This window comes from Tsuneonella litorea (genome assembly GCF_025154015.1).
In the GTDB taxonomy this organism is placed as follows: domain Bacteria; phylum Pseudomonadota; class Alphaproteobacteria; order Sphingomonadales; family Sphingomonadaceae; genus Tsuneonella; species Tsuneonella litorea.
Genome location: NZ_JAOAMV010000007.1, coordinates 68,245 through 87,785 on the forward strand (window position 1 = coordinate 68,245; position 19,541 = coordinate 87,785).

General features: G+C 69.5%; 19 protein-coding genes and 1 tRNA gene. 10 read left to right on the forward strand and 10 right to left on the reverse strand.

The window, feature by feature from the left end; translation table 11 throughout:
- Window positions 1–47: 47 nt before the first annotated feature.
- The 3 genes from dcd (at window position 48) to N0B51_RS13205 (ending at window position 2,426) form a co-directional block, all read left to right on the forward strand.
- The gene (gene dcd, locus N0B51_RS13195; RefSeq protein WP_259962989.1) at window positions 48–602 is read left to right on the forward strand and encodes a dCTP deaminase; all 555 of its coding nucleotides are present in this window, start codon (window positions 48–50) and stop codon (window positions 600–602) included.
- A 73-nt stretch (window positions 603–675) separates the two neighbouring features.
- A complete protein-coding gene (locus N0B51_RS13200) occupies window positions 676–1,851 on the forward strand; it encodes a saccharopine dehydrogenase family protein (RefSeq protein WP_259962992.1) in 1,176 nt (391 codons plus the stop codon).
- 68 nt (window positions 1,852–1,919) lie between these two features.
- A complete protein-coding gene (locus tag N0B51_RS13205) occupies window positions 1,920–2,426 on the forward strand; it encodes a DoxX family protein (RefSeq protein ID WP_259962994.1) in 507 nt (168 codons plus the stop codon).
- A 12-nt stretch (window positions 2,427–2,438) separates the two neighbouring features.
- Here N0B51_RS13205 and N0B51_RS13210 read toward each other — a convergent pair whose 3' ends face one another.
- Together N0B51_RS13210 and N0B51_RS13215 are read right to left on the reverse strand one after the other, a co-directional pair.
- Complete coding sequence (locus N0B51_RS13210; protein WP_259962996.1) at window positions 2,439–4,583, reverse strand: TonB-dependent receptor; 2,145 nt, start codon at window positions 4,581–4,583, stop codon at window positions 2,439–2,441.
- A gap of 205 nt (window positions 4,584–4,788) precedes the next feature.
- Window positions 4,789–4,863: transfer RNA gene (locus tag N0B51_RS13215), tRNA-Gly, on the reverse strand.
- Window positions 4,864–5,072: 209 nt separating this feature from the next.
- Between N0B51_RS13215 and N0B51_RS13220 the strand changes: the two genes are divergently transcribed.
- Window positions 5,073–5,978: a tetratricopeptide repeat protein gene (locus N0B51_RS13220; protein WP_259963102.1), complete on the forward strand. Its 906-nt coding sequence runs from the start codon at window positions 5,073–5,075 to the stop codon at window positions 5,976–5,978.
- A gap of 2 nt (window positions 5,979–5,980) precedes the next feature.
- Entirely contained in the window at window positions 5,981–6,592 is a 612-nt protein-coding gene (locus N0B51_RS13225; RefSeq protein ID WP_259962998.1) for an LON peptidase substrate-binding domain-containing protein, read from the forward strand.
- A gap of 1 nt (window position 6,593) precedes the next feature.
- Here the strand turns inward: N0B51_RS13225 and gltX are convergent, their stop codons facing one another.
- From gltX to metX, 3 genes are read right to left on the reverse strand one after another with little or no spacing between them, the layout of a single operon-like run.
- Window positions 6,594–7,949: a glutamate--tRNA ligase gene (gene gltX, locus N0B51_RS13230; protein WP_259963000.1), complete on the reverse strand. Its 1,356-nt coding sequence runs from the start codon at window positions 7,947–7,949 to the stop codon at window positions 6,594–6,596.
- Entirely contained in the window at window positions 7,946–8,545 is a 600-nt protein-coding gene (gene metW, locus N0B51_RS13235; RefSeq protein WP_259963001.1) for a methionine biosynthesis protein MetW, read from the reverse strand. The genes gltX and metW overlap by 4 nt, the downstream gene beginning before the upstream one ends.
- Entirely contained in the window at window positions 8,542–9,639 is a 1,098-nt protein-coding gene (metX, locus tag N0B51_RS13240) for a homoserine O-acetyltransferase MetX (RefSeq protein WP_259963003.1), read from the reverse strand. The genes metW and metX overlap by 4 nt, the downstream gene beginning before the upstream one ends.
- 111 nt (window positions 9,640–9,750) lie before the next feature.
- Here metX and hisC point away from each other — a divergent pair, with 111 nt between their 5' ends.
- Together hisC and N0B51_RS13250 are read left to right on the forward strand one after the other, a co-directional pair.
- On the forward strand, window positions 9,751–10,851 hold the full coding sequence (gene hisC, locus N0B51_RS13245) for a histidinol-phosphate transaminase (RefSeq protein ID WP_259963005.1): 1,101 nt from the start codon (window positions 9,751–9,753) through the stop codon (window positions 10,849–10,851).
- Window positions 10,848–11,759, forward strand: a complete 912-nt coding sequence (locus tag N0B51_RS13250; protein WP_259963007.1) for a prephenate/arogenate dehydrogenase family protein — start codon at window positions 10,848–10,850, stop codon at window positions 11,757–11,759. The genes hisC and N0B51_RS13250 overlap by 4 nt, the downstream gene beginning before the upstream one ends.
- Here the strand turns inward: N0B51_RS13250 and N0B51_RS13255 are convergent.
- Genes N0B51_RS13255 through ftsE form a run of 4 tightly spaced genes read right to left on the reverse strand, consistent with a single transcriptional unit; the run spans window position 11,756 to window position 14,667 of the window.
- Window positions 11,756–12,448, reverse strand: coding sequence for a lysophospholipid acyltransferase family protein (locus N0B51_RS13255; RefSeq protein WP_259963008.1), 693 nt, complete (start codon window positions 12,446–12,448; stop codon window positions 11,756–11,758). The genes N0B51_RS13250 and N0B51_RS13255 overlap by 4 nt on opposite strands.
- Window positions 12,449–12,452: 4 nt before the next feature.
- Window positions 12,453–12,983, reverse strand: a complete 531-nt coding sequence (locus N0B51_RS13260; RefSeq protein ID WP_259963010.1) for a YdcF family protein — start codon at window positions 12,981–12,983, stop codon at window positions 12,453–12,455.
- Entirely contained in the window at window positions 12,980–13,915 is a 936-nt protein-coding gene (locus N0B51_RS13265; protein WP_259963012.1) for a cell division protein FtsX, read from the reverse strand. Before N0B51_RS13265 ends, N0B51_RS13260 begins: the two co-directional genes overlap by 4 nt.
- Window positions 13,912–14,667, reverse strand: a complete 756-nt coding sequence (ftsE, locus tag N0B51_RS13270; protein WP_259963013.1) for a cell division ATP-binding protein FtsE — start codon at window positions 14,665–14,667, stop codon at window positions 13,912–13,914. The genes N0B51_RS13265 and ftsE overlap by 4 nt, the downstream gene beginning before the upstream one ends.
- A 167-nt stretch (window positions 14,668–14,834) precedes the next feature.
- Here ftsE and N0B51_RS13275 point away from each other — a divergent pair, with 167 nt between their 5' ends.
- Entirely contained in the window at window positions 14,835–15,728 is an 894-nt protein-coding gene (locus tag N0B51_RS13275; protein ID WP_259963015.1) for a zinc-ribbon domain-containing protein, read from the forward strand.
- Window positions 15,729–15,735: 7 nt separating this feature from the next.
- Here N0B51_RS13275 and ald read toward each other — a convergent pair whose 3' ends face one another.
- Window positions 15,736–16,851 (reverse strand): alanine dehydrogenase, encoded by a 1,116-nt coding sequence (ald, locus tag N0B51_RS13280; RefSeq protein WP_259963017.1) that lies wholly within the window; start codon window positions 16,849–16,851, stop codon window positions 15,736–15,738.
- Window positions 16,852–17,018: 167 nt separating this feature from the next.
- Between ald and N0B51_RS13285 the strand changes: the two genes are divergently transcribed.
- Together N0B51_RS13285 and N0B51_RS13290 are read left to right on the forward strand one after the other, a co-directional pair.
- Window positions 17,019–18,398 carry an OprO/OprP family phosphate-selective porin gene (locus N0B51_RS13285; protein ID WP_259963020.1) on the forward strand — a complete coding sequence of 460 codons (1,380 nt, stop codon included), beginning with the start codon at window positions 17,019–17,021 and terminating at the stop codon, window positions 18,396–18,398.
- An 81-nt stretch (window positions 18,399–18,479) separates the two neighbouring features.
- Window positions 18,480–19,529, forward strand: a complete 1,050-nt coding sequence (locus tag N0B51_RS13290) for a substrate-binding domain-containing protein (protein ID WP_259963022.1) — start codon at window positions 18,480–18,482, stop codon at window positions 19,527–19,529.
- Window positions 19,530–19,541 lie beyond the last annotated feature (12 nt).

The window sequence follows — 19,541 nt, forward strand, 5'->3', positions numbered from 1 at the left end:
CGGGGCGCGCGCTTGCCCCGCGCCGCGCGGTGGGGAATCACCGCGTCATGGCGATTCTCTCCGACAGGTGGATCCGCGAGGCGGCGACGACCCGCGGGATGATCGAGCCCTTCGTCGAGGCGCAGCGGCGGGAAGGCTGCATCAGCTACGGCCTGTCGAGCTACGGCTACGACGCGCGCGTGGCCGACGAGTTCAAGATCTTCACCAACGTCGATTCGGCCGTGGTCGACCCCAAGGACTTCGCCGCCAACTCGTTCGTCGATCGCAAGACCGACGTCTGCGTGATCCCGCCCAACTCGTTCGCGCTGGCCCGCACGGTCGAATACTTCCGCGTGCCCGAAGACGTGCTGGTGATCTGCCTCGGCAAGAGCACCTATGCCCGCTGCGGGATCATCGTGAACGTGACCCCGCTCGAACCGGGCTGGGAAGGGCACGTCACGCTTGAATTCTCGAACACCACGCCGCTGCCGGCGAAGATTTACGCCAACGAGGGCGCGTGCCAGTTCCTGTTCCTCCAGGGCAACGAGCGGTGCGAAACGAGCTACCGGGACCGCGCGGGCAAGTACATGGGCCAGCGCGGGGTCACGCTTCCCCGATTGTGAGCGAGCGGCGCTGACGTAGCGGCTTTGACTCGGCCCTGGCCAAGGCGCATTCCTCGCATCGAGGAGAGCGAGCATGGCGGGCAGGGAATTCGATATCGTCGTCTACGGGGCCACCGGATACACCGGGCGGCTGGTGGCCGAGCATTTCGTGCGCGAATACGGCGGCAAGCCCGATGCACCCACGTGGGCGATGGCGGGCCGCAGCAAGTCCAAGCTCGAGGAAGTGCGCGACCTGATCGGCGCGCCCGCCGACACGCCGCTGGTGATCGCCGATGCCGGCGATCCCGGCACGCTCGACGCGATGTGCCACCGCACGCGGGTCGTGCTGACGACCGTGGGCCCGTATCAGCTCTACGGCGACGAACTGGTGGCCGCCTGCGTGCGCGCGGGTACCGACTATGCCGACCTGTGCGGCGAGCCGGTGTGGATGCGGCAGAAGATCGACGAACACGAGGCTGCCGCGAAGGCGAGCGGGGCGCGCATCTGCTTTTCGTCGGGCTTCGATTCGATCCCGTTCGATCTCGGCGTGCTGATGGCGCAGAAGGAAGCCAAGACCCGCTTCGGCGCGCCCGCGCCGCGGGTGCGCGGGCGGGTGCGCGGGATGGCGGGCGGCGCCTCGGGCGGAACGGTCGCGAGCCTGACCGAAACGATGAAGGCGGTCGCGAAGAAGCCCTCGCTGCTCGGCATCCTGCGTTCGAGCTTCGGCCTCACCCCCGGCTTCGAGGGGCCCGACCAGCCTTCGGGGATGATCCCGCATTACGAGGCTGATCTCGGCAAGTGGGCCGCGCCCTTCGTGATGGCGCCGATCAACACCAAGAACGTGCACCGCACGAACTTCCTGCTCGGCCATCCGTGGGGAGAGGACTTTCGCTACGACGAGATGATGCTCACCAGCCCCGGCGAAGCGGGCAAGGCGGCGGCCGAGGCGCTGGCCGGCGCGATGAAGAACCCCTTCGGCGCCAAGCCGCCCAAGCCGGGCGAGGGGCCGACCCCTGAAGAGCGCGAGAACGGCTTCTACGACGTGCTGCTCGTCGCCGAGATGCCGGACGGCCGCTCGCTGCGTTACGCGGTCAAGGGCAGGTACGACCCCGGCTACGGATCGACCAGCCGGATGCTGGCGGAAACCGGCATGGCACTGCTCGAAATCGACGCACCGGGCGGCATCGGCACGCCCGGCGCGTTCCTGGGCGAGGCGCTCGTCGAGCGGCTGCGCCAGCACGCCGAGATCACTTTCGCCGTCGAGGAATAGGGGCGCTCCGTGCAACTTTGCCCTCGCCCGCGCGTTTGATCGCCGGAACAGGGGAAAGGAACCGCTTCATGTCCGCCATCGCCGCCTTCATCGGCCGCCTGCTGCTCGCGCTGCTGTTCGTGCTCGCCGGCATCCCCAAGATCATCGACCCGTCGAGCGCGGCATCGCTGCTCGAGGCGGCGAACCTGCCGGGCAGCCTGGCGCAGCCGGTGGGCGTGTTCGAAGTGGTCGCCGGACTCCTGCTCGCGCTCGGGTTCATGACCCGGCTGGTCTCGATCCTGCTGTTCGGCTTCACCCTGCTGACGGTGTTCTTCTTCCACAACCAGTTCGGCGACCCGCTGCAGGCCGCACAGGCGATCAAGAACGTCGCGATCGCGGGCGGGCTGCTGATGGTGTTCGCCTATGGCCACATGTACTGGGGCTACGACCGGATGCGCGCCCAGCGCAAGGGCGAGCGGGCCGCCGCCGACGCCGAGGCGCGCGCGCACGAGGCCGAGCTTCGGGCCGCTCGGGCCGAAGGCCGCGCCGAGGCGCTCGGAACCCGCGACCGCGACGGTGACGGCCACCCCGGCTGATCTGCACGCGGGCTAGAAGCTGACCCGCACGCTTGCCGCGAAGTTGCGGCCCGGCAAGGGCGTATAATCCTTGGTCAGGCTGGTCGCGAGGCGCCCGGTCACGTTGAAGATGTTCTCGGCCTTGATCAGCAGCGTCAGGTTGTCGTTGCCCCGGATCGGGCGCCATGCGAGCGAGGCATCGACGAAGGTGTAGCCGTCGGTGGGCGTTTCGCCCGCCGCGACCTTGTCCTGCCGCGCGGCCCACGCGACCTCGCCGCGGGCGGTGAACGCCCCGGCTTCCGCCTCGAGTGCGCCGGACAGCGTCAGCGGCGGGATCCGCGGCACGTTGCCGCTACCGTTGGCGAGGCGGGCGCGCACGTACGAACCCTTGATCTCGCTGCGCAGCGAAACCGGACCGTTCCGGATGACCGGCATCGCGATCTCGCCCTCGATGCCGCGATAACTCGCACCGGCCTGCCGGAACTCGAAGACCGGGGCCCCATCGATCTCGCTCCCGGTGTCGGCCTCGTAGATGAAGCCGTCGAAGCGGTTGTAGAAGCCGGTGAGGGTGAGGTCGGTCCGGCCGATCCGCCCACGGGCAAAGACCTCGCCGCCCCAGGCCCGCTCTGGCGCAAGTCCGGGATCGCCGCGTTCGTAGACCTGCGTCGCGGGATGGAATCCGTCGACGAGGAGTTCCTCCGGGCTGGGCGCGCGCGCGACCCGGTTGGCATTGACGCCGAGGTCGAATTCGGGCGCAATCGCATAGCTCAGTCCGATCGCGCCGGAGGCCGTATCGAAGGCGCGGTTGAAACCCGCATCGGGCGCCGCGATCGTCGCGCGTTCGTAACGCCCCGCGACCTGCAGCCGCAACGCGTCGCCGAGCGGCACTTCCTGGAGCGCGAAGAAGGCGAGATGATCCGACAGGTTGCGCGGAACGATCGCCTCGTCGCCGATGGTGTCGAGGTGTCGGAAATCGTACTGCACGCCCAGCGAACCGGACCAGCCCGAACGTTCCGCCTGGACGAGCTCGGCGCGGGCTTCGAGCCCTTCGACGCTGAACGTCGTGCCCGGCTCCCCGTCGCCCTCGAATTCGGTGTGCGTGTAGTGGCTGTAGGCCGCGTGGCTCGTCAGCTTCTCGAACACCCCATTGCCCAGCGCCACTTCTGCGCGCATGTCGCCGCGCCATTGCCTGAGGCCGATGTGGCCGGGATCGTTCTCGTCCGTGCCGGGCCGCACGGGCACGCCGTAGTAGGTGTCGTAGTAGCCGAGCGAGGCGCCGAGGTTGCTGTCGCCGGAAAAGAAGGCAAGGCCGCCCGTCGCGCTCCAGGTGCGTGCGCCGCTGCCGGGAAGCACGTCCTTCTGGCCGGCCTGCTCGCGCAGGACCGCCGCCAGCCCCGGATCGCTCGCGGAAACGGCGTCCGCCCGCGACAGCAGCTCGGTGCGCAGCGGTGCGGCAATGGCATAGCCGGGAATCGCAAGGTCGCCTGTCCGGCTGTAACCGGCATCGACATGCCCGGCGAACCCGCCGCCGAGCGGTGCGTCGAAGGAAACCGCGCCCTGCCGCAGGTCGGCCACGGTATTGCCGCTCGCCATGGCGTCGAAGTGAACCGGCTCGTCGGGAAGGCGCAACGGGATGCGCTTGTCGATCAGGTTGACCGCTCCGCCGATGGCCTGGCTGCCGTAAAGCAGGACGGCGGGGCCGCGCAGAACGTCGATCCGTTCGGCGTTGAACGGGTCGAGCGCGACGGCGTGGTCGTCCGACACGTTGGACGCGTCGATCGAGCCGATGCCGTCGATCAGCAGCTTTACGCGATTGCCGGAAAAACCGCGCAGAACCGGGCGCGAGGCGCCGGGCGCAAAGCCGCTCATCGACACGCCCGGCTGTCCGGCCAGCACTTCGCCGACCTGCCCCGCCAGCGACCGCTGGAGCTCGAGGCCCTCGATCGCGGTGGTGCCCGCGAGCATGTCGAGCCGCTTGAGGCCCGCGGCGGTAACGATGATCTGCCCCCCGCTGGTCTGCCGGTTATGGAGGTCGTCGTCGGGCTGGTCGCCGGTCGTTGCGGGCGCGGGGGGTGGGGACGGCGCATCCTGCGCGGAGGCCGGCGCGCCCGGCAGGGCGAGCGGCGAGCACAGGAGAAGGGCGATGGCGATGCGGCTGGCGCGATGATATACAGTCACGCCGCGCACCTAGCCGGACCGCCGCGCGGTGCAAGTCAATTGTGCAGCGCACCAGACAAAACGCGTCTGCCGAACGACGAGCGGCGTGGCACGGGGAAACGGCAGTCCCGACCGGCGAATCGCTCAGCCGGCGCAAGGGCGCGGGCCGGGTCGCTATGCTGCGGTCCCGTCGCGGGAACGCGCCATGCGATCTGGATCGGAAAGATGGAGCGGGCGAAGAGATTCGAACTCTCGACCCCAACCTTGGCAAGGTTGTGCTCTACCCCTGAGCTACGCCCGCTCACTGGCGTTGGCCTGGGACCGTGGTCCCGGGCCGGGGAGGCGCGCGATTAGCAACAGGTGCGAGGGGCCGCAAGCGCAAAATCGCCCCATTTCGCTCGCACCGGTTTTCGCTTCACAAACGCGGGCGAAGGCCCACATTGGCCTCACGCATCCGAACGGCGCATCCAACGCGCAACCGACGCAAGAGGGGACCGGCACGTGGCCAGCATGGGTTTGAACCTGGAAGAGCAGAAGGCGGTCGACCGCTTCCGCAAGGACATCGTCGAACCGTCGATGACCAATCTGGTCGTGCTCGATTTCTGGGCCGAATGGTGCGGGCCGTGCAAGGCGCTGACCCCGGTCCTCGAGAAGGTCTGCGCCGACTATGCCGACAAGGGCGTGGTGCTGGCCAAGATCAATGTCGACGAGGAACAGTTCATCGCCGCGCAGTTCCAGGTGCGCTCGATCCCCACGGTCTATGCAATGTTCCAGGGCCAGCCGGTCGCCGACCTGACCAACGCCCGCACCGAATCGCAGCTGAAGGCGATGCTCGACCAGCTGCTTGACCAGTTGCCGCTGGGCGGCGACGCCGCGCGCCAGGCCAAGGCCGACGTCGCCCAGTTCGTCGAGATGGGCGAACAGGTCCTGGCCGACGGTGACGGCGAGCGGGCGGCGGGGATCTTTTCCCAGGTCGTCGAGATGGCGCCCGATGATGCCGCGGCCCACGCCGGGCTGATCCGCGCGCTCGTCGCCGCCGGCCGCGCCGAGGATGCCCAGGCGCATGCCGCCGCCCTTGACGAAAAGCTCGCTGGCGATCCCGCGGTGAGGACGGCGCTCTCGGCGCTCGAACTTGCAGGCGAGCGGGTCGACGACAGCGAACTGCAGGCGCTCCGCGCCGCGGCGGCCGAACGGCCGGCCGACATGGAGGCGCAGATGGCCTATGCCGAAGCCGCTTTCGCCAGCGGCGACCGCGAGGCCGCGGGCGAAACGCTGCTCGGCATGATCCGCACCGATCGCGAATGGAACGACGGCGCCGCCCGCGCGCGGCTGGTCAAGATGTTCGAGGCGGTCGGGCTGGAAGACCCGTGGACGGTCGCCACCCGGCGCAAGCTTTCGACGCTGCTGTTCGGATAGCCGTGGCGACCCGCCTGTCGATCTTTCCGCTGCCGGGCGCGATCCTTTTCCCCGGATTGCACCTGCCGCTGCACATATTCGAGCCGCGCTACCGCGCGCTCGTCGGCGATGCGCTCGCCCGCGATCGCCGGATCGCGATGATCCAGCCCCAGACCGCGGCCGAAGGCGCGCCGCTCTATGACGTGGGCTGCGTCGGCAAGATCGACGAGGTCGAGGCACTGGACGATGGCCGCTACAACATCGTGCTCGCCGGCGAGGCGCGCTTCCGCGTCCGCCGCGAACTCGACGTCACGACCCCGTTCCGGCAGGTCGAGGCGGACCTTCTCGCGGATGACGGGAGCGAGACACTCGCCAGCGTCGAGCGTGCCGGTTTCGAGCAGGAGGCGCGCGCTTTTGCCGAGGCGCAGGGTTATCTCGTCGACTGGGATTCGGTCGCCCGGCTCGACGATCGTACGCTGATCGACGGCGTCAGCCAGATCGCGCCGTTCGATCCGGCTGCCAAGCAGGCGCTGCTGGAGGCCGAAACCCTGTCGCAGCGGTGCGAGCTCCTGATCCAGCTCATGCATTTCTTCGGCCGTTCGGACCCCGACGAGGAGCGGGTCACCCTGCAGTAGGTCAGGCCCCGGCGGCCGCCTTCTCCAGCCGCTCGCGCGCCGCCGCTTCACCGATCAGCGGCAGCAACGCGTGCATGTCGGGGCCGTGGTCCATTCCGGTGAGCGCCTGGCGCAGCGGCAGGAACAGCGCCTTGCCCTTGCGCCCGGTCGCGTCCTTGAGCGCGGCGGTCAGCGCGGCCCACGGATCGTCGCCCCAGGTCATCACAGACGCCGCGAGCGCAAGATAGGCGCGCGTGTCGTCATCGAACGCAGGCGGTTCGACCGGCCCGGTTACCACGCGCCACCAGTCGGCCGCGTCGGACACCGTCTCGAGATTCGGGCGGATCGCCAGCCACGCGGCCTCGTCCATTCCCGCGGGCAGCCGGTCTGCGACCTGGGCGTAGTCCAGCTGGTGGACGATCGCGTGATTCAGACGTTCGAGCTCGGCCTCGTCGAAACGCGCGGGCGCGCGCCCGAAGGTCGCGAGGTCGAACGTCTCGATCAGCACCTGGCGGTTCGCGATCGGTTCGACCGGTAGCGATGTTCCCAGCCGCGCGAGCAGCGCGACCAGCGCCTCCGGCTCGATCCCGTTCTCGCGCAGCGCGGACGCCGACAGCGATCCGAGACGTTTCGACAGCTTGCCTTCGCGCCCGACCAGCAGCGCCTCGTGCGCGAATCCCGGGAGCGTTTTCGCTGCACCGAAGCCTGCAGCAAAAAGCGCGGTAAACATCTGGATTTGCACGGCAGTATTGCTGACGTGGTCCTCGCCCCTCAGCACGTCGGTAACGCCCATCTCGGCGTCGTCGATCGCGCTTGGCAGCATGTAGAGCCACGACCCGTCGGCGCGGCGGATCACCGGGTCGGAAAGCTGCGCGGGATCGAAGTGCTGGCGCCCGCGGATGCCGTCGTCCCACTCGATCGGCGCGTCGTGGTCGAGCCGGAAGCGCCAGTGCGGCATCGTCCCTTCGGCCGCGAAACGCGCGTGGTCGGCGTCGGTCAGCGCCAGCCCCGCGCGGTCGTAGATCGGCGGCAGGCCGCGTCCCAGGAGGACCTTGCGCTTGAGTTCGAGTTCCTGCGCAGTCTCGTAGCAGCGGTAGACGCGCCCCGCCTCGCGCAGCTTCGCGAACGCGTCCTCGTATATCGCCAGCCGCGCCGACTGGCGCTCCTCGCCATCGGGTTCGAGCCCGAGCCAGGCGAGGTCCGCGCGGATCGCTTCGACGTATTCCTCGCGGCTGCGCTCGGCGTCGGTGTCGTCGATGCGCAGCAGGAACCGCCCGCCGTGCCGGCGCGCGAGCAGCCAGGCGTGGAGCGCGGTGCGGATGTTGCCGACGTGGAGCAATCCCGTGGGCGAGGGGGCGAAGCGGGTAACGGTGGTCATCGGGAGAGCTCAAACAGGGCATATTCGGCGCGCCAGTTCGCACCCGCAGAGCCGACGGGCCGCTCGCCGGAAAAGAACCACTCGCGCTCGATCCGCACGTCCATCGCGCGCACCAGTTCGCGAAAGTCGAGAACGGTGACGTGGTGGATGTTCTGCGTCTCGAACCAGCTCACGGGCAGGTGGCGGGTCACCGGCATACGTCCGCCCAGCGCCAGCGACGCGCGCATGCGCCAGTGGGCGAAGTTGGGAAACGAGACGAACGCCTGCCGCCCCACCCGCAGCAGTTCGTCGAGCATCCGGTCGGGCCGCGCCGCGGTCTGCAGCGTCTGGCTGAGGATCGCGTAGTCGAACGCCTTGTCGGGATAGTCGGCGAGGTCGCGGTCGGCATCGCCCTGCACCACCGACAGCCCGCGCGAGACGCAGCGTTCGACCAGCGCGGGATCGATTTCCATTCCGCGCGCATCGCAGTCCTTCGCGCCGAGCGCCGCCATCAGCGCCCCGTCGCCGCAGCCGATGTCGAGCACGCGGGTGCCCGGCGCGACGTTCGCGGCTATGACCGCCAGGTCGGGCCGCAGATGCGTGGCAGCCCCGCTCACCCGATGAAGCCTTTGACCACGCGGTCGAGCGCCGGGTGTTCGAGCAGGAAGCTGTCGTGGCCGTTCGGTGCCGAGAGCTCGACAAAGCTGACCGCCGCGCCTGCCGCGTTGAGGGCGTGAACCACGTGACGGCTTTCCGCGGTCGGATAGAGCCAGTCCGAATCGAAGCTGACGAGGCAGAACCGCGCCTTGCTGCCCGCGAACGCCTCGGCGAGCCTGCCGCCGTGCTCCTCCGCGAGATCGAAGTAATCCATCGCGCGGGTGATGTAGAGATAGCTGTTGGCGTCGAACCGCTGGGTGAAGCCGCTGCCCTGGTAGCGCAGGTAGCTTTCGACCTGGAAATCGGCGTCGAAGCCGAAGGTCTTGCTGTCCCGGTCCTGCAGGTTCCGCCCGAACTTGTCGGTGAGGCCAGCTTCGCTGAGGTAGGTGATGTGCGCCGCCATCCGCGCGACGCTGAGGCCCTTGTCCGGCTGCCTGCCCGATCCGTAATAGTCGCCGTCCTGCCAGTCGGGATCAGCCATCACCGCCTGCCGGCCGACTTCGTGGAAGGCGATGTTCTGCGCCGAGTGGCGGGCAGTGGTCGCGATCGCGAGCACGCGGGCGGCGCGTTCGGGAAAGTTCGCCGCCAGGCTCAGCGCCTGCATCCCGCCCATCGACCCGCCGACGACCGCGTGCAGCCGCTCGATGCCCAGCGCGTCGAGCAGCGCAACCTCGGCGCGGACCATGTCGCGGATGGTGATCACGGGAAACCGCATGGCCCAGGGCTTGCCGTCCGGCGCCATGCTCGCCGGGCCGGTCGATCCCATGCAGCCGCCGATGACGTTGGCGCAGATCACGTGAAAGCGGTTCGTGTCGATCGGCTTGCCGGGGCCCACCATCCGTTCCCACCAGCCGGGCTTGCCGGTCACGGGGTGGTCGCTGGCGACGTACTGGTCACCGGTGAGGGCGTGGCACACGAGAATCGCGTTGCCGCGATCCGCGGCGAGGTCGCCATAGGTCTCGTAGGCGACCTCGACGCCCGCCAGCGACTGCCCGCCGTCGAGCGGCAGCGGTTCGGACAGCGTCACGCGCTTGGTGGGGGCGGCGGGGGCCATGGCGGCGCGGCTTGGCGGCAACGGGCGCGCGCTGTCAACAAGTCTCATGCCGAGCGCACCAAGGAGGATTTTGTTCGCAAGGGGCGCTGCGGCCGCTATGCGCCTGTCGCGATGGCGATGCGTCCCACCCTGAAGCCCTGGATCGAGGGCATCCACGTCTACGTCCCCGGCAAGGCTGCGGGCGCCGACGGCAAGCCGCTGGTCAAGCTTTCGGCGAACGAGAACCCGTTCGGCACCTCGCCCGCTGCGCTCGCCGCGAAGTCCGGTGCCGAGGCGCCGTGCCGCTACCCCGACCCTGGCAGCACCGCGTTGCGCGAGGCGATCGGCGCGAAGTTCGGAATCGATCCGGCGCGCGTCGTCTGCGGGACGGGGTCGGACGAACTGCTGCAACTCGCCGCGAACGCTTTCGCGGGTCCGGGGGACGAGGTGCTGTTCCCCCGCTACAGCTTCATGGTCTACGACATCGCCGCGCGCCGCGCCGGGGCAAGCCCGATCGAGACCGCCGATGCGGACTACGGCTGCGACGTCGATGCTTTGCTCGCCGCGATCACCGACCGGACCCGCGTGGTCTACCTCGCCAATCCGAACAACCCGACCGGCAGCTACCTTCCCGCGAAGGAGATCGCGCGGCTCCATGCCGGGTTGCCGAAGGACGTGCTGTTCGTGCTCGACCAAGCTTACGCCGAATACCTCGCCCTGGGCGAGGACGACGGCGGGTTGGCGCTCGCGGAGGCGCACGAGAACGTGCTCGTCACGCGCACGTTCTCGAAGATCCACGGGCTTGCCGGGGAACGGATCGGCTGGGCGACGGGCGCGCCGCACCTGATCGAGGCGCTGAATCGTATCCGCGGACCGTTCAACGTGACCAACACGGGGCAGGCCGCGGCACTCGCGGCGCTCGGCGACGATGGTTTCGTCGAGCGCAGCCGCGCGCAGAACGCGGCCAATCGCGCGCGGCTGACCGACGCGCTTGCGGCGCTCGGCAACCACGGCATCCGCCCCTTGCCGAGCGAGGGCAATTTCGTGCTCGTGTTGTTCGAGGGCGCGCTGACGGCCGAGGCCGCGCTCGGTGTGCTCGCTCAGGCCGGCTACTCGGTGCGGCACCTGCCGGGGCAGGGCCTCGGCCACGCGCTGCGCATCACGGTGGGCACCGCCGCGGACATGGACGCGGTCGCCGCGGCGATCCGCCGGGCGGCCGAGCGCGCCGGATGATCTTCCGGCGCATCGCGGTCATCGGGCTAGGGCTCCTCGGAGGGTCGGTCGGCCTTGCCGTCGCCGAAAACCTGCCCGGCTGCACGACGACCGGCTTCGACGCCGACCCTGAGGTGCGCCGACGGGCCGCGATCCGCGGGCTGGTGAGCCGCGTCTGCGAGACCGCCGCCGAGGCGGTGGCCGAGGCCGAGCTGGTCATCTTCTGCGTTCCCGTCGGCGCGATGGGCGCGGCCGCGTCGGCGATCGCCGGCGCCCTGCCCAAGGATGCGCTGGTCAGCGACGTCGGCTCCTCCAAGGCCGCGGTGACCGAGGCGCTGCGGGCCGCGCTGCCGGGCGCCATCGTGGTCCCCGCGCACCCCGTCGCCGGGACCGAGCGAAGCGGGCCGGACGCGGGGTTCGCGCACCTGTTCCGCCATCGCTGGTGCATCCTGACGCCGCCCGACGACGCCGACCCGGCAGCGGTCTCCCGGCTGGCGGCGTTCTGGGAGGCGCTCGGGGCCAACGTCGAGATCATGGACGCGGCGCACCACGACCTCGTGCTCGCGGTGACGAGCCACATCCCGCACCTCATCGCCTATACCATCGTCGGCACCGCGTCGGACCTCGAAGACGTGACCCGCAGCGAAGTGATCAAGTATTCGGCCGGGGGTTTTCGCGATTTCACCCGGATCGCGGCGAGCGACCCGGTCATGTGGCGCGACGTCTTCCTGACCAATCGCGATGCGGTGCTGGAGATGCTCGGCCGGTTCACCGAGGACCTGACGGCGCTCCAGCGCGCGATCCGGCGCGGCGACGGCGCGGCGCTGCACGACCTGTTCACCCGCACGCGCGACATTCGCCGCTCGATCGTGGAGCAGGGCCAGGACGACGCGCGGCCCGATTTCGGCCGCAGCGACCACGAGGACTAGGGCGAGAGTGGGCGGTTGAGCGCGTTCATCGCGGCGTGGACCCGCGCCTCGGCCTCGGCGCGGGGCAGGCCCGGGGGTACGGGTTCGCCGAACCGGTAGGTGATCGTCCCGCGGCGCTTGATCGCACGGTGATAGAGCGGTCCGCTGTCCACCGCGACCGGCACCACAGGCAGCCCGAGCAGCTTGTAGAGCCCGGCAAAGCCCGCCTGCAGCGGTGGCCGGGTGCCGTGCGGCACGCGGGTCCCTTCGGGGAAGATTGCGAGCGGGCGGCCGGCCTCGGCGTGGAACCTCGCCGCCGCCAGCATCGCCCGCAGCGCGCGGGCGCCCTGGTTGCGCTCGACAGGCACGATGCCATAGGCGCGTGCCGAGGCCCCCCACAGCGGGATTCGGAACAGCTCCTCCTTGGCGAACACCGCCGGGGTGTCGAGCAGCGCGGGCAGGTCGATCGCCTCGAAGAAGCTCTCGTGCTTGATCGCGTAGAGCGCCGGGTAGTCCGGCCGCTCGCCTTCTTCGCGGATATCGATGCCGAGGATGCGGGTGACGCACCATCGCTGGAACCGCGCCCAGCCGCGCACGACGCGGCGAAAGCGCGGCGTGTCGAACGGCAGCACGACGAGCGACAGCGAGGTGTACCAGAGCGAACCCAGGTAGAACACCGGATAGAAGACGAGGCTGCGCAGCACGGCCATGCGATCAGTCCGGCAGCATCCGGACGATTACCGAGGCGATCAGCTTGTTGTACTCGAGAAACAGGATGCCGAGCCGGGGCCGCGAGCGGACCGCGTCCCGCACGACCTTGACGTCGTCGGGGAGGGTAGTGTCGAGTTCGCCCGCGGCGCGGCGCATGTGCCAGTCGGTGGTCACCAGGCGGATCGATTGGACCTTGTGGTGGCGGACCCAGGCCGCGGTCTCGGCGGCGTTGCTGCGGGTGTCGACCGCCGCAAAGCCGAGCGTGACGCAGCAGGCCATCGTCCTGGCCGAAACCTTGTACTGGGCGGCGAATTCGGCGGGCTTCACCTCGCGGTCGACTCCGGTGACGAGCAATTCGCGCGCCTGCCTGCGCGCAAGAAGCTCGAGCCCGCGGTCGATCCTTCCGGGCCCGCCGGTGGGCACCACGATGGCGTCGGTCTTCGCGTCCCCCGCGGGCTGTGGCAGCGCGGCGGCGAACCACAGGAAACCGAACGCGTAGAGGATCACGACGAAGGCGGCAAAACGGGCGATCACAACATTTTCCTCAGGGCGCCGAGCACGGTTAGCCGGGCGGTCAGCATGGCGATGCCGACCCCGGCGAGCGGGATTGTCGCAATCAGCAGCCAGTCGACCGGGCCGAGCCCGCCGCCCGCCACCATGCCCGAGTCGAGCGCGGAGAACTGCCGTCCGAGCACGAATATCGCCGCCATGCCCAGCGCGAGGCCCACCACCCCGCCCGCTGCCGCGTCGAACGCGACCGAACGCTGGAAGATCCGCGCGATCTGCGCGTCGGTCCCGCCCAGCAGGTGGACGATCTCGATCGTCCCGCGATTGCCGCCCAGCGCACTGCGCGCCGCCAGCAGCACCGCCGCCGAACTGGTGAACGCGAGCAGCACGACCAGCGCGAGCGCGAGAAACTGGAGCGAACGGATCGCGGCAAAGACGGGGGCCAGCCACGCCGACTGCGCATCGACCCGCGCCGCCGGCGCCGGCCCGGCAAGGGCGCCGCGAATCGCGGCCAGCCGCGCGTCGTTCGCCGGGCCGCGAAGCTCGACGTCGATCAGCGCGGGAACCGGCACGGCGTCGGTGCCCTCGCCTTCCGACCCGAGCCACGGCTCGAGCAGAGCGTCGAGTTCGCGGTCGGGAACGACCCGGATGCTCGACACCTCGGGCAGCCGCGCGAGCGCCGCCTCGGCCGCGCGCGCCTGGCGGTCGCGCTCGGATTTCAGGGGCTCGACGATCTGCACCGTCGCCGCGCCTGACAGCTCGCCGCGAGCGGTTTCGGCAAGGTTGCTCAGCGCGAGCCCGCCAGCCGCCGCGATCGTCGTCAGCGCGACCATGATCGCAATCACCCACGGCATCGGCCCGGCGAGGCGGGCGTGCGGCACCAGTTGGGCTGCGCGGCTGCCGCGGAACGGCACCAGGCTGCGGGCGACGGCGTGGGCGAGAACCGGTGGTTTCTTCATGCGAAGTCGCCGTCTTCGATCGGCCGTTGCGCCCGCCGGGGCGGGAAGCGCAAGGCGCCTGTCGGATCGCTCAGGCGCCCCTTGTCGAGCCGCATGATCAGCGAATCGGGCACCTTGCGCAGCAGGTGGACGTCGTGCGTCGCGACGACGACCGTAGTGCCGAGCCGGTTGAGCGCCTCGAACAGGCGAAGGAGCTTCAGCGCCATGTCGGGATCGACGTTGCCGGTGGGTTCGTCCGCGACGAGCATGTCGGGGCGGCCGATGACGGCGCGGGCGATGGCGACGCGCTGCTGCTCGCCGCCGGAAAGCGTCGCGGGCCGGGCGTCGAGCCGTTCGGAGAGGCCGACCCATTCGAGCATGTCGGTCACCGGCTGGCGCAGCTCGCCTTCGCGCACGCCGGACACCCGCAGGGGCAGCGCCACGTTGTCGAACGCCGACAGGTGGGGGACCAGGCGGAAATCCTGGAACACGACGCCCAGCCGCCGGCGGAAGCGCGGCAGGCGTTCGCGGGGCAGCGTGATCACGTCCGTGCCGAACATCCGGATCGCCCCGCGCGAGGGGCGCTGGGCAAGGTAGAGCAGCTTGAGCATCGAGGTCTTGCCCGCCCCGCTCGCCCCGGTGAGGAAGTAGAATCCGCCCGGGTGCAGCGTGAACGAAACGTCGCTCAAGACCTCGCGGTCGGCGCCGTATCGGAGGCCCACGTTGTCGAACGTGACGATGTCGCCCGCCGCGCCGCCTGGAACGCCGCTCACGGCTGCGGCCGCGGTTGCGGGCGCGAACGTCCGGGGAGGAAGGGAAGGTTGCGCATCGCCGCGGGGGCTATAGCCGCGCTTCGGTGTGGAAAAAAGCCATCTGCGGCGCAACTTGCCCGCTGCGACTCTTGTGCCGTATCCCGGCATGAGCCAGATTCTCGCCCGCAATGATCATCGCCTGCCCCGCCTGCGCGACGCGCTACGTCGTGCCGGACAGCGCCATAGGCGCAGAAGGCAGAACCGTGCGCTGCGCGAAGTGCCGCCACAGCTGGTTCCAGGATGGCCCGGAACTCGAACTTGCCGCACCAGGGCCGGCACCAGCACCAGCAGCAGCACCCGCACCCGCACCCTCACCGGCCGCGGAGGCGACCATCCCGGTTTCACCGCCGGTCCCGCCCCCGCCGCCGCGTTCCGACCCGGGACCACGGCAGGAACCTGCGCCCGCGCCCGAGGCTGCTCCGCCCCCGCCCGCTTCAGCGGGCACTGTCTCCGATGCGGCGCAGCCCGAACGGGCGGAATCCGCCGGTCCCGCCGCGCCGACGGTGGTGGAGGCGGAGCCTGCCCCCATTCCCGAGGAGGAGGATTACGGCGAGGAAGTCTCGGCCTTCGATTACGAGCCGCCGTTCCGCCCGCGCCGCAACATGGTCAAGGTGTGGACGATCGCGGCGGCGCTGTTCGCGGCGCTCGCGCTCGGCACGGTCGCCGCGGTCAGCTACTGGGGACTGCCCGACTGGGTGCCGATCAGCCGCCCGACTTTCGCGATCGAGCAGCCCGACCTCGTGCTCGATTTCCCGCGTGACCAGCAGGAGCGCCGGACCCTGCCCAACGGCACCGAATACTTCGGCGCCAGCGGGACGGTGAAGAACGTCGGGCGCGAGACGCGCAAGGTGCCCTCGATCCTGATCGTGCTCAGCGATGCGCGCGACCGGATCGTCTACACCTGGGAAATCGCCTCGCCCAAGCCCGAGCTCGCGCCCGGCGAGACGGTGACCATCAACGAGGCGGTGACCGACATTCCCAAGTCCGCCCGCTACGTCGAGATCGGCTGGAAGCCCGACTGACGGCCGCTCAGGCGATCGCCTCGGCGACCGGCAGGTATTCGTAACCCAGCTCGTCGGCGACCGCCTTGTAGGTCACCTTCCCCGCGTGAACGTTCAGCCCTTCGGCGAGGTGCGGATTGGCGCGCAGCGCCGCCTTCCAGCCCATTTCGGCGATCCGCAGCGCGTGCGGCAAGGTCACGTTGTTGAGCGCATAGGTGCTCGTGCGGGCGACCGCGCCGGGCATGTTGGCGACGCAGTAGTGGACCACGTCGTCGATCACGTAGGTGGGATCGGCATGGGTCGTCGCCCGGCTCGTCTCGAAGCAGCCGCCCTGGTCGATCGCGACGTCGACCAGCACCGCGCCGGGCTTCATGCACTTGAGCATGTCACGGGTCACGAGCTTGGGTGCAGCCGCGCCGGGGATCAGCACCGCCCCGATCACCAGCTCGGCCTCGCAGATCATCTGCTCGATGTTGGCCTTGTTGGAGAAACGCGTCTTCGCGCGGCTCTCGAAATAGATGCCGAGCTTCTCCAGCACTTCCGGGTCCCGGTCGAGGATGGTCACGTCGGCACCGAGGCCGACCGCCATCTGCGCCGCGTTGAAGCCGACCACGCCGCCGCCGATCACCATCACCCGGCCCGGCAGCACGCCCGGCACCCCGCCGAGCAGCACCCCGCGTCCGCCGTGCGCCTTTTCCAGCGCGGTGGCGCCGGCCTGGATGCTCATCCGGCCGGCCACCTGGCTCATCGGCTTGAGCAGCGGCAGCGAACCGCCGGGGCCGGTCACCGTTTCGTAGGCGATGGCGGTGACGCCCGACCTGACGAGGTCGGCGGTCTGCTCGGGATCGGGAGCGAGGTGGAGGTAGGTATAGAGCACCTGTCCCTCGCGCAGCATCGCGCGCTCGACCGCCTGCGGTTCCTTGACCTTCACGATCATTTCGCAGCCGTCGAACACGGCCTTGGCGTCGGGCTGGATCTTCGCGCCGCACGCCTGGTAGTCGATATCGGTCGCGCCGATGCCCATGCCGGCCCCGGTCTCGACCCACACTTCGTGCCCGTGCGCGGTCAGCTCACGGACGCTCTCGGGGGTCAGACCGACCCGGTACTCGTGGTTCTTGATTTCCTTGGGACAGCCGATGCGCATGGGGGCACTCCTTCGGCCGGTGCCGTTACAGTTGCAACCAGTTGCGGGCAAGCGCCTACATGCAATGGTAGCCCGGCCGTCCGCCGGCAAACCCGTCACACAGCTGTCACACAAGCCGCATAGGGGCGCCTTGCAAGAGTAACGCAGGCTTCACGAGGGTAATCGAAGTGACACGTACGAAACGGACGATCTCGGCGCTGGCGATCGCGATCTCGGCCGGTTGGGCGATGCCCGCCGCCGCGCAGGACGACGCCGCCGTCGCGCAGGAACTGGCGCAGATGCGCGCGCAGATGGCGGCCATGGCCAGCCGGATCGATACGCTCCAGGCGCAGCTCGACGCCGCCAGGGCCGAGGCGCAGGCGGCGACGACTGCGGCTGGTGCAGCGACCGCGAGCGCGGCAGCCGCGACCGAGGCCGCCAAGGCCGAGCCGGCCACCAAGATCGCCTGGAAGGGCGCGCCCGAGATCGAGGGCAAGGACGGCTGGAGCTTCAAGCCGCGCGGGCGGCTGCAATACGACGTCGGCTTCGTCAACGCGCCCGATTCGACCGGTCGCCCCGACGGGTTCGGCAACGAGGCCCGTCGCGCCCGGCTCGGCGTCGAAGGCACGATGCCCGGCGGATTCGGCTACAAGTTCGAGGTCGATGTGGCCGATTCGGTCGAAGTGACTGACGCGATCCTGACCTACAAGGACGGCCCGGCGACGATCTCGATCGGCCAGCACAACAATTTCCAGAGCCTGGAAGAACTGACCAGCAGCCGATTCACCTCGATGATCGAACGCGCTGCGTTCACCGACGCGTTCGGCTTCGAGCGCCGGGTCGGCGCGTCGGTCCAGTATGCCAAGGGTCCGGTCCTGGCGCAGGCGGGCCTGTTCAGCGACAACATCGACGCGCTGAGCAACAAGAACGGCGGCGCCGACGGGCGCATCGTCTTCATGCCCAAGAGCGGCAGCACCCAGCTCCACCTCGGCGGGTCGATCCACTACGCCGACCTCCAGGACGGCAGCACGGTGCGCTACCGCCAGCGGCCGTTGGTCCACTTCACCTCGCAGCGGTTCATCGATACCGGCACACTCGGCGCTTCGAGCGAGACGGGTTACGGCCTTGAGGCCGCGGTGATCTCCGGCCCGCTGCACGCGGCGGCGGAACAGTACTGGCAGCACCTGAACCGGCCCGGCGCGCTCAGCGATCCGACCTTCTCGGGCGGGTACGCCGAAGTCGGCTATTTCCTCACCGGCGGCGACACGCGCGGCTACAAGGGCGGGACCTTTGACCGCGTGAAGCCGAAGAACCCGGTGAACAAGGGCGGGCTCGGTGCGGTGCAGGTCAACCTGCGCTACGACTGGCTCGACCTCGTCGATGCCGGGATCGTCGGTGGGAAGCAGGCCGGCTACCAGGCCTCGCTGATCTGGACCCCGACGGACTACACCCGTTTCCTCCTCAACTACGGACGGATGGAGTACGACAACGCGATCTACCCCGCCGCCGGAGGGGACCGTTCGTACGGGGTCGACGCCTTCGGCGTTCGGGCCCAGATCGATTTCTGATAAGGCAACAATACCGTCATTCACGTGTCACATCGCGCCGATAGCGGGCGCGCATGACCTAACCTGAGGGCAATACCTGACATGACCAAGTTCAAGACCATCGCCATTGCCACGATTTCGAGCCTTGCGCTCGCCGCGTGCGGCGGCAGCGGCGGCGGGGCCTCGGCCAGCCGCGATTCGATCCGCGCGGTCGGCTCGTCGACCGTCTATCCGTTCGCCAAGAAGGTCGCCGAGGAATTCGTCGCCGCGAACCCCGGCATGAAGAGCCCGCTGATCGAATCGACCGGCACGGGCGGGGGCATGAAGCTGTTCTGCGCCGGCGTCGGCGCGCAGCACCCCGATATCGCCAACGCCTCGCGCCGGATGAAGGCGAGCGAGTTCGAGGACTGCCAGAAGAACGGCGTCACCGAGATACAGGAGATCCAGGTCGGCCTCGACGGCATCGCCTTCGCCTCGGCCAAGGGCGGCATCACGCTGCCGCTGACCCCCGAGATCGTCTACAAGGCGCTCGCCGCCAAGCCGTTCGGCAAGGACCAGACCGCCAAGACCTGGAAGGACGTCGATCCCTCGCTGCCCGACGCGCCGATCCTCGTATACGGCCCGCCGTCGACCTCGGGCACGCGCGACGCGCTCAAGGAACTGATCCTGACCAAGGGCTGCGAGAGCGACCCGTCGATGAAGGCGATGAAGGACAGCGACAAGGACAAGTTCGAGCAGCTCTGCACCGAAGTGCGCGCCGACGGCGCCTACGTCGACCAGGGCGAGCAGGACAACCTGATCGTCCAGAAGATCGAGGGCAACCCGAAGGCCGTGGGCATCTTCGGCTACTCCTACCTCGAGGAGAACGCCGACAAGCTGCAGGACCAGCCGATGAACGGGGTCGAGGCGACCTACGAGAACATCTCGAACTTCAGCTATCCCGGCGCGCGCCCGCTCTACCTTTACGTGAAGAAGGCGCACGTGGGCGTGATCCCGGGCCTCGGCGAGTTCCTCGCCATGTGGCCGAAGGTCTGGAGCAAGGACGGCCCGCTGGCGAAGATCGGCTTCGTCGCCGCGCCCGACGACGTCCGCGCCGCGAGCGCAAAGACCATCGCCGAGGGTACGGTCATGACCGGCGAAGGGCTCAAGTAAGCCCCGCGCTTC

Coding starts and splice junctions, on each gene's coding strand:
- dcd (WP_259962989.1), top strand. CDS start 48: ATGGCGATTCTCTCCGACAGGTGGATCCGCGAGGCGGCGACGACCCGC.
- N0B51_RS13200 (WP_259962992.1), top strand. CDS start 676: ATGGCGGGCAGGGAATTCGATATCGTCGTCTACGGGGCCACCGGATAC.
- N0B51_RS13205 (WP_259962994.1), top strand. CDS start 1,920: ATGTCCGCCATCGCCGCCTTCATCGGCCGCCTGCTGCTCGCGCTGCTG.
- N0B51_RS13220 (WP_259963102.1), top strand. CDS start 5,073: ATGGGTTTGAACCTGGAAGAGCAGAAGGCGGTCGACCGCTTCCGCAAG.
- gltX (WP_259963000.1), bottom strand. CDS start 7,949: ATGACCACCGTTACCCGCTTCGCCCCCTCGCCCACGGGATTGCTCCAC.
- metX (WP_259963003.1), bottom strand. CDS start 9,639: ATGGCCCCCGCCGCCCCCACCAAGCGCGTGACGCTGTCCGAACCGCTG.
- hisC (WP_259963005.1), top strand. CDS start 9,751: ATGGCGATGCGTCCCACCCTGAAGCCCTGGATCGAGGGCATCCACGTC.
- N0B51_RS13250 (WP_259963007.1), top strand. CDS start 10,848: ATGATCTTCCGGCGCATCGCGGTCATCGGGCTAGGGCTCCTCGGAGGG.
- N0B51_RS13255 (WP_259963008.1), bottom strand. CDS start 12,448: ATGGCCGTGCTGCGCAGCCTCGTCTTCTATCCGGTGTTCTACCTGGGT.
- N0B51_RS13265 (WP_259963012.1), bottom strand. CDS start 13,915: ATGAAGAAACCACCGGTTCTCGCCCACGCCGTCGCCCGCAGCCTGGTG.
- N0B51_RS13275 (WP_259963015.1), top strand. CDS start 14,835: ATGATCATCGCCTGCCCCGCCTGCGCGACGCGCTACGTCGTGCCGGAC.
- ald (WP_259963017.1), bottom strand. CDS start 16,851: ATGCGCATCGGCTGTCCCAAGGAAATCAAGAACCACGAGTACCGGGTC.
- N0B51_RS13290 (WP_259963022.1), top strand. CDS start 18,480: ATGACCAAGTTCAAGACCATCGCCATTGCCACGATTTCGAGCCTTGCG.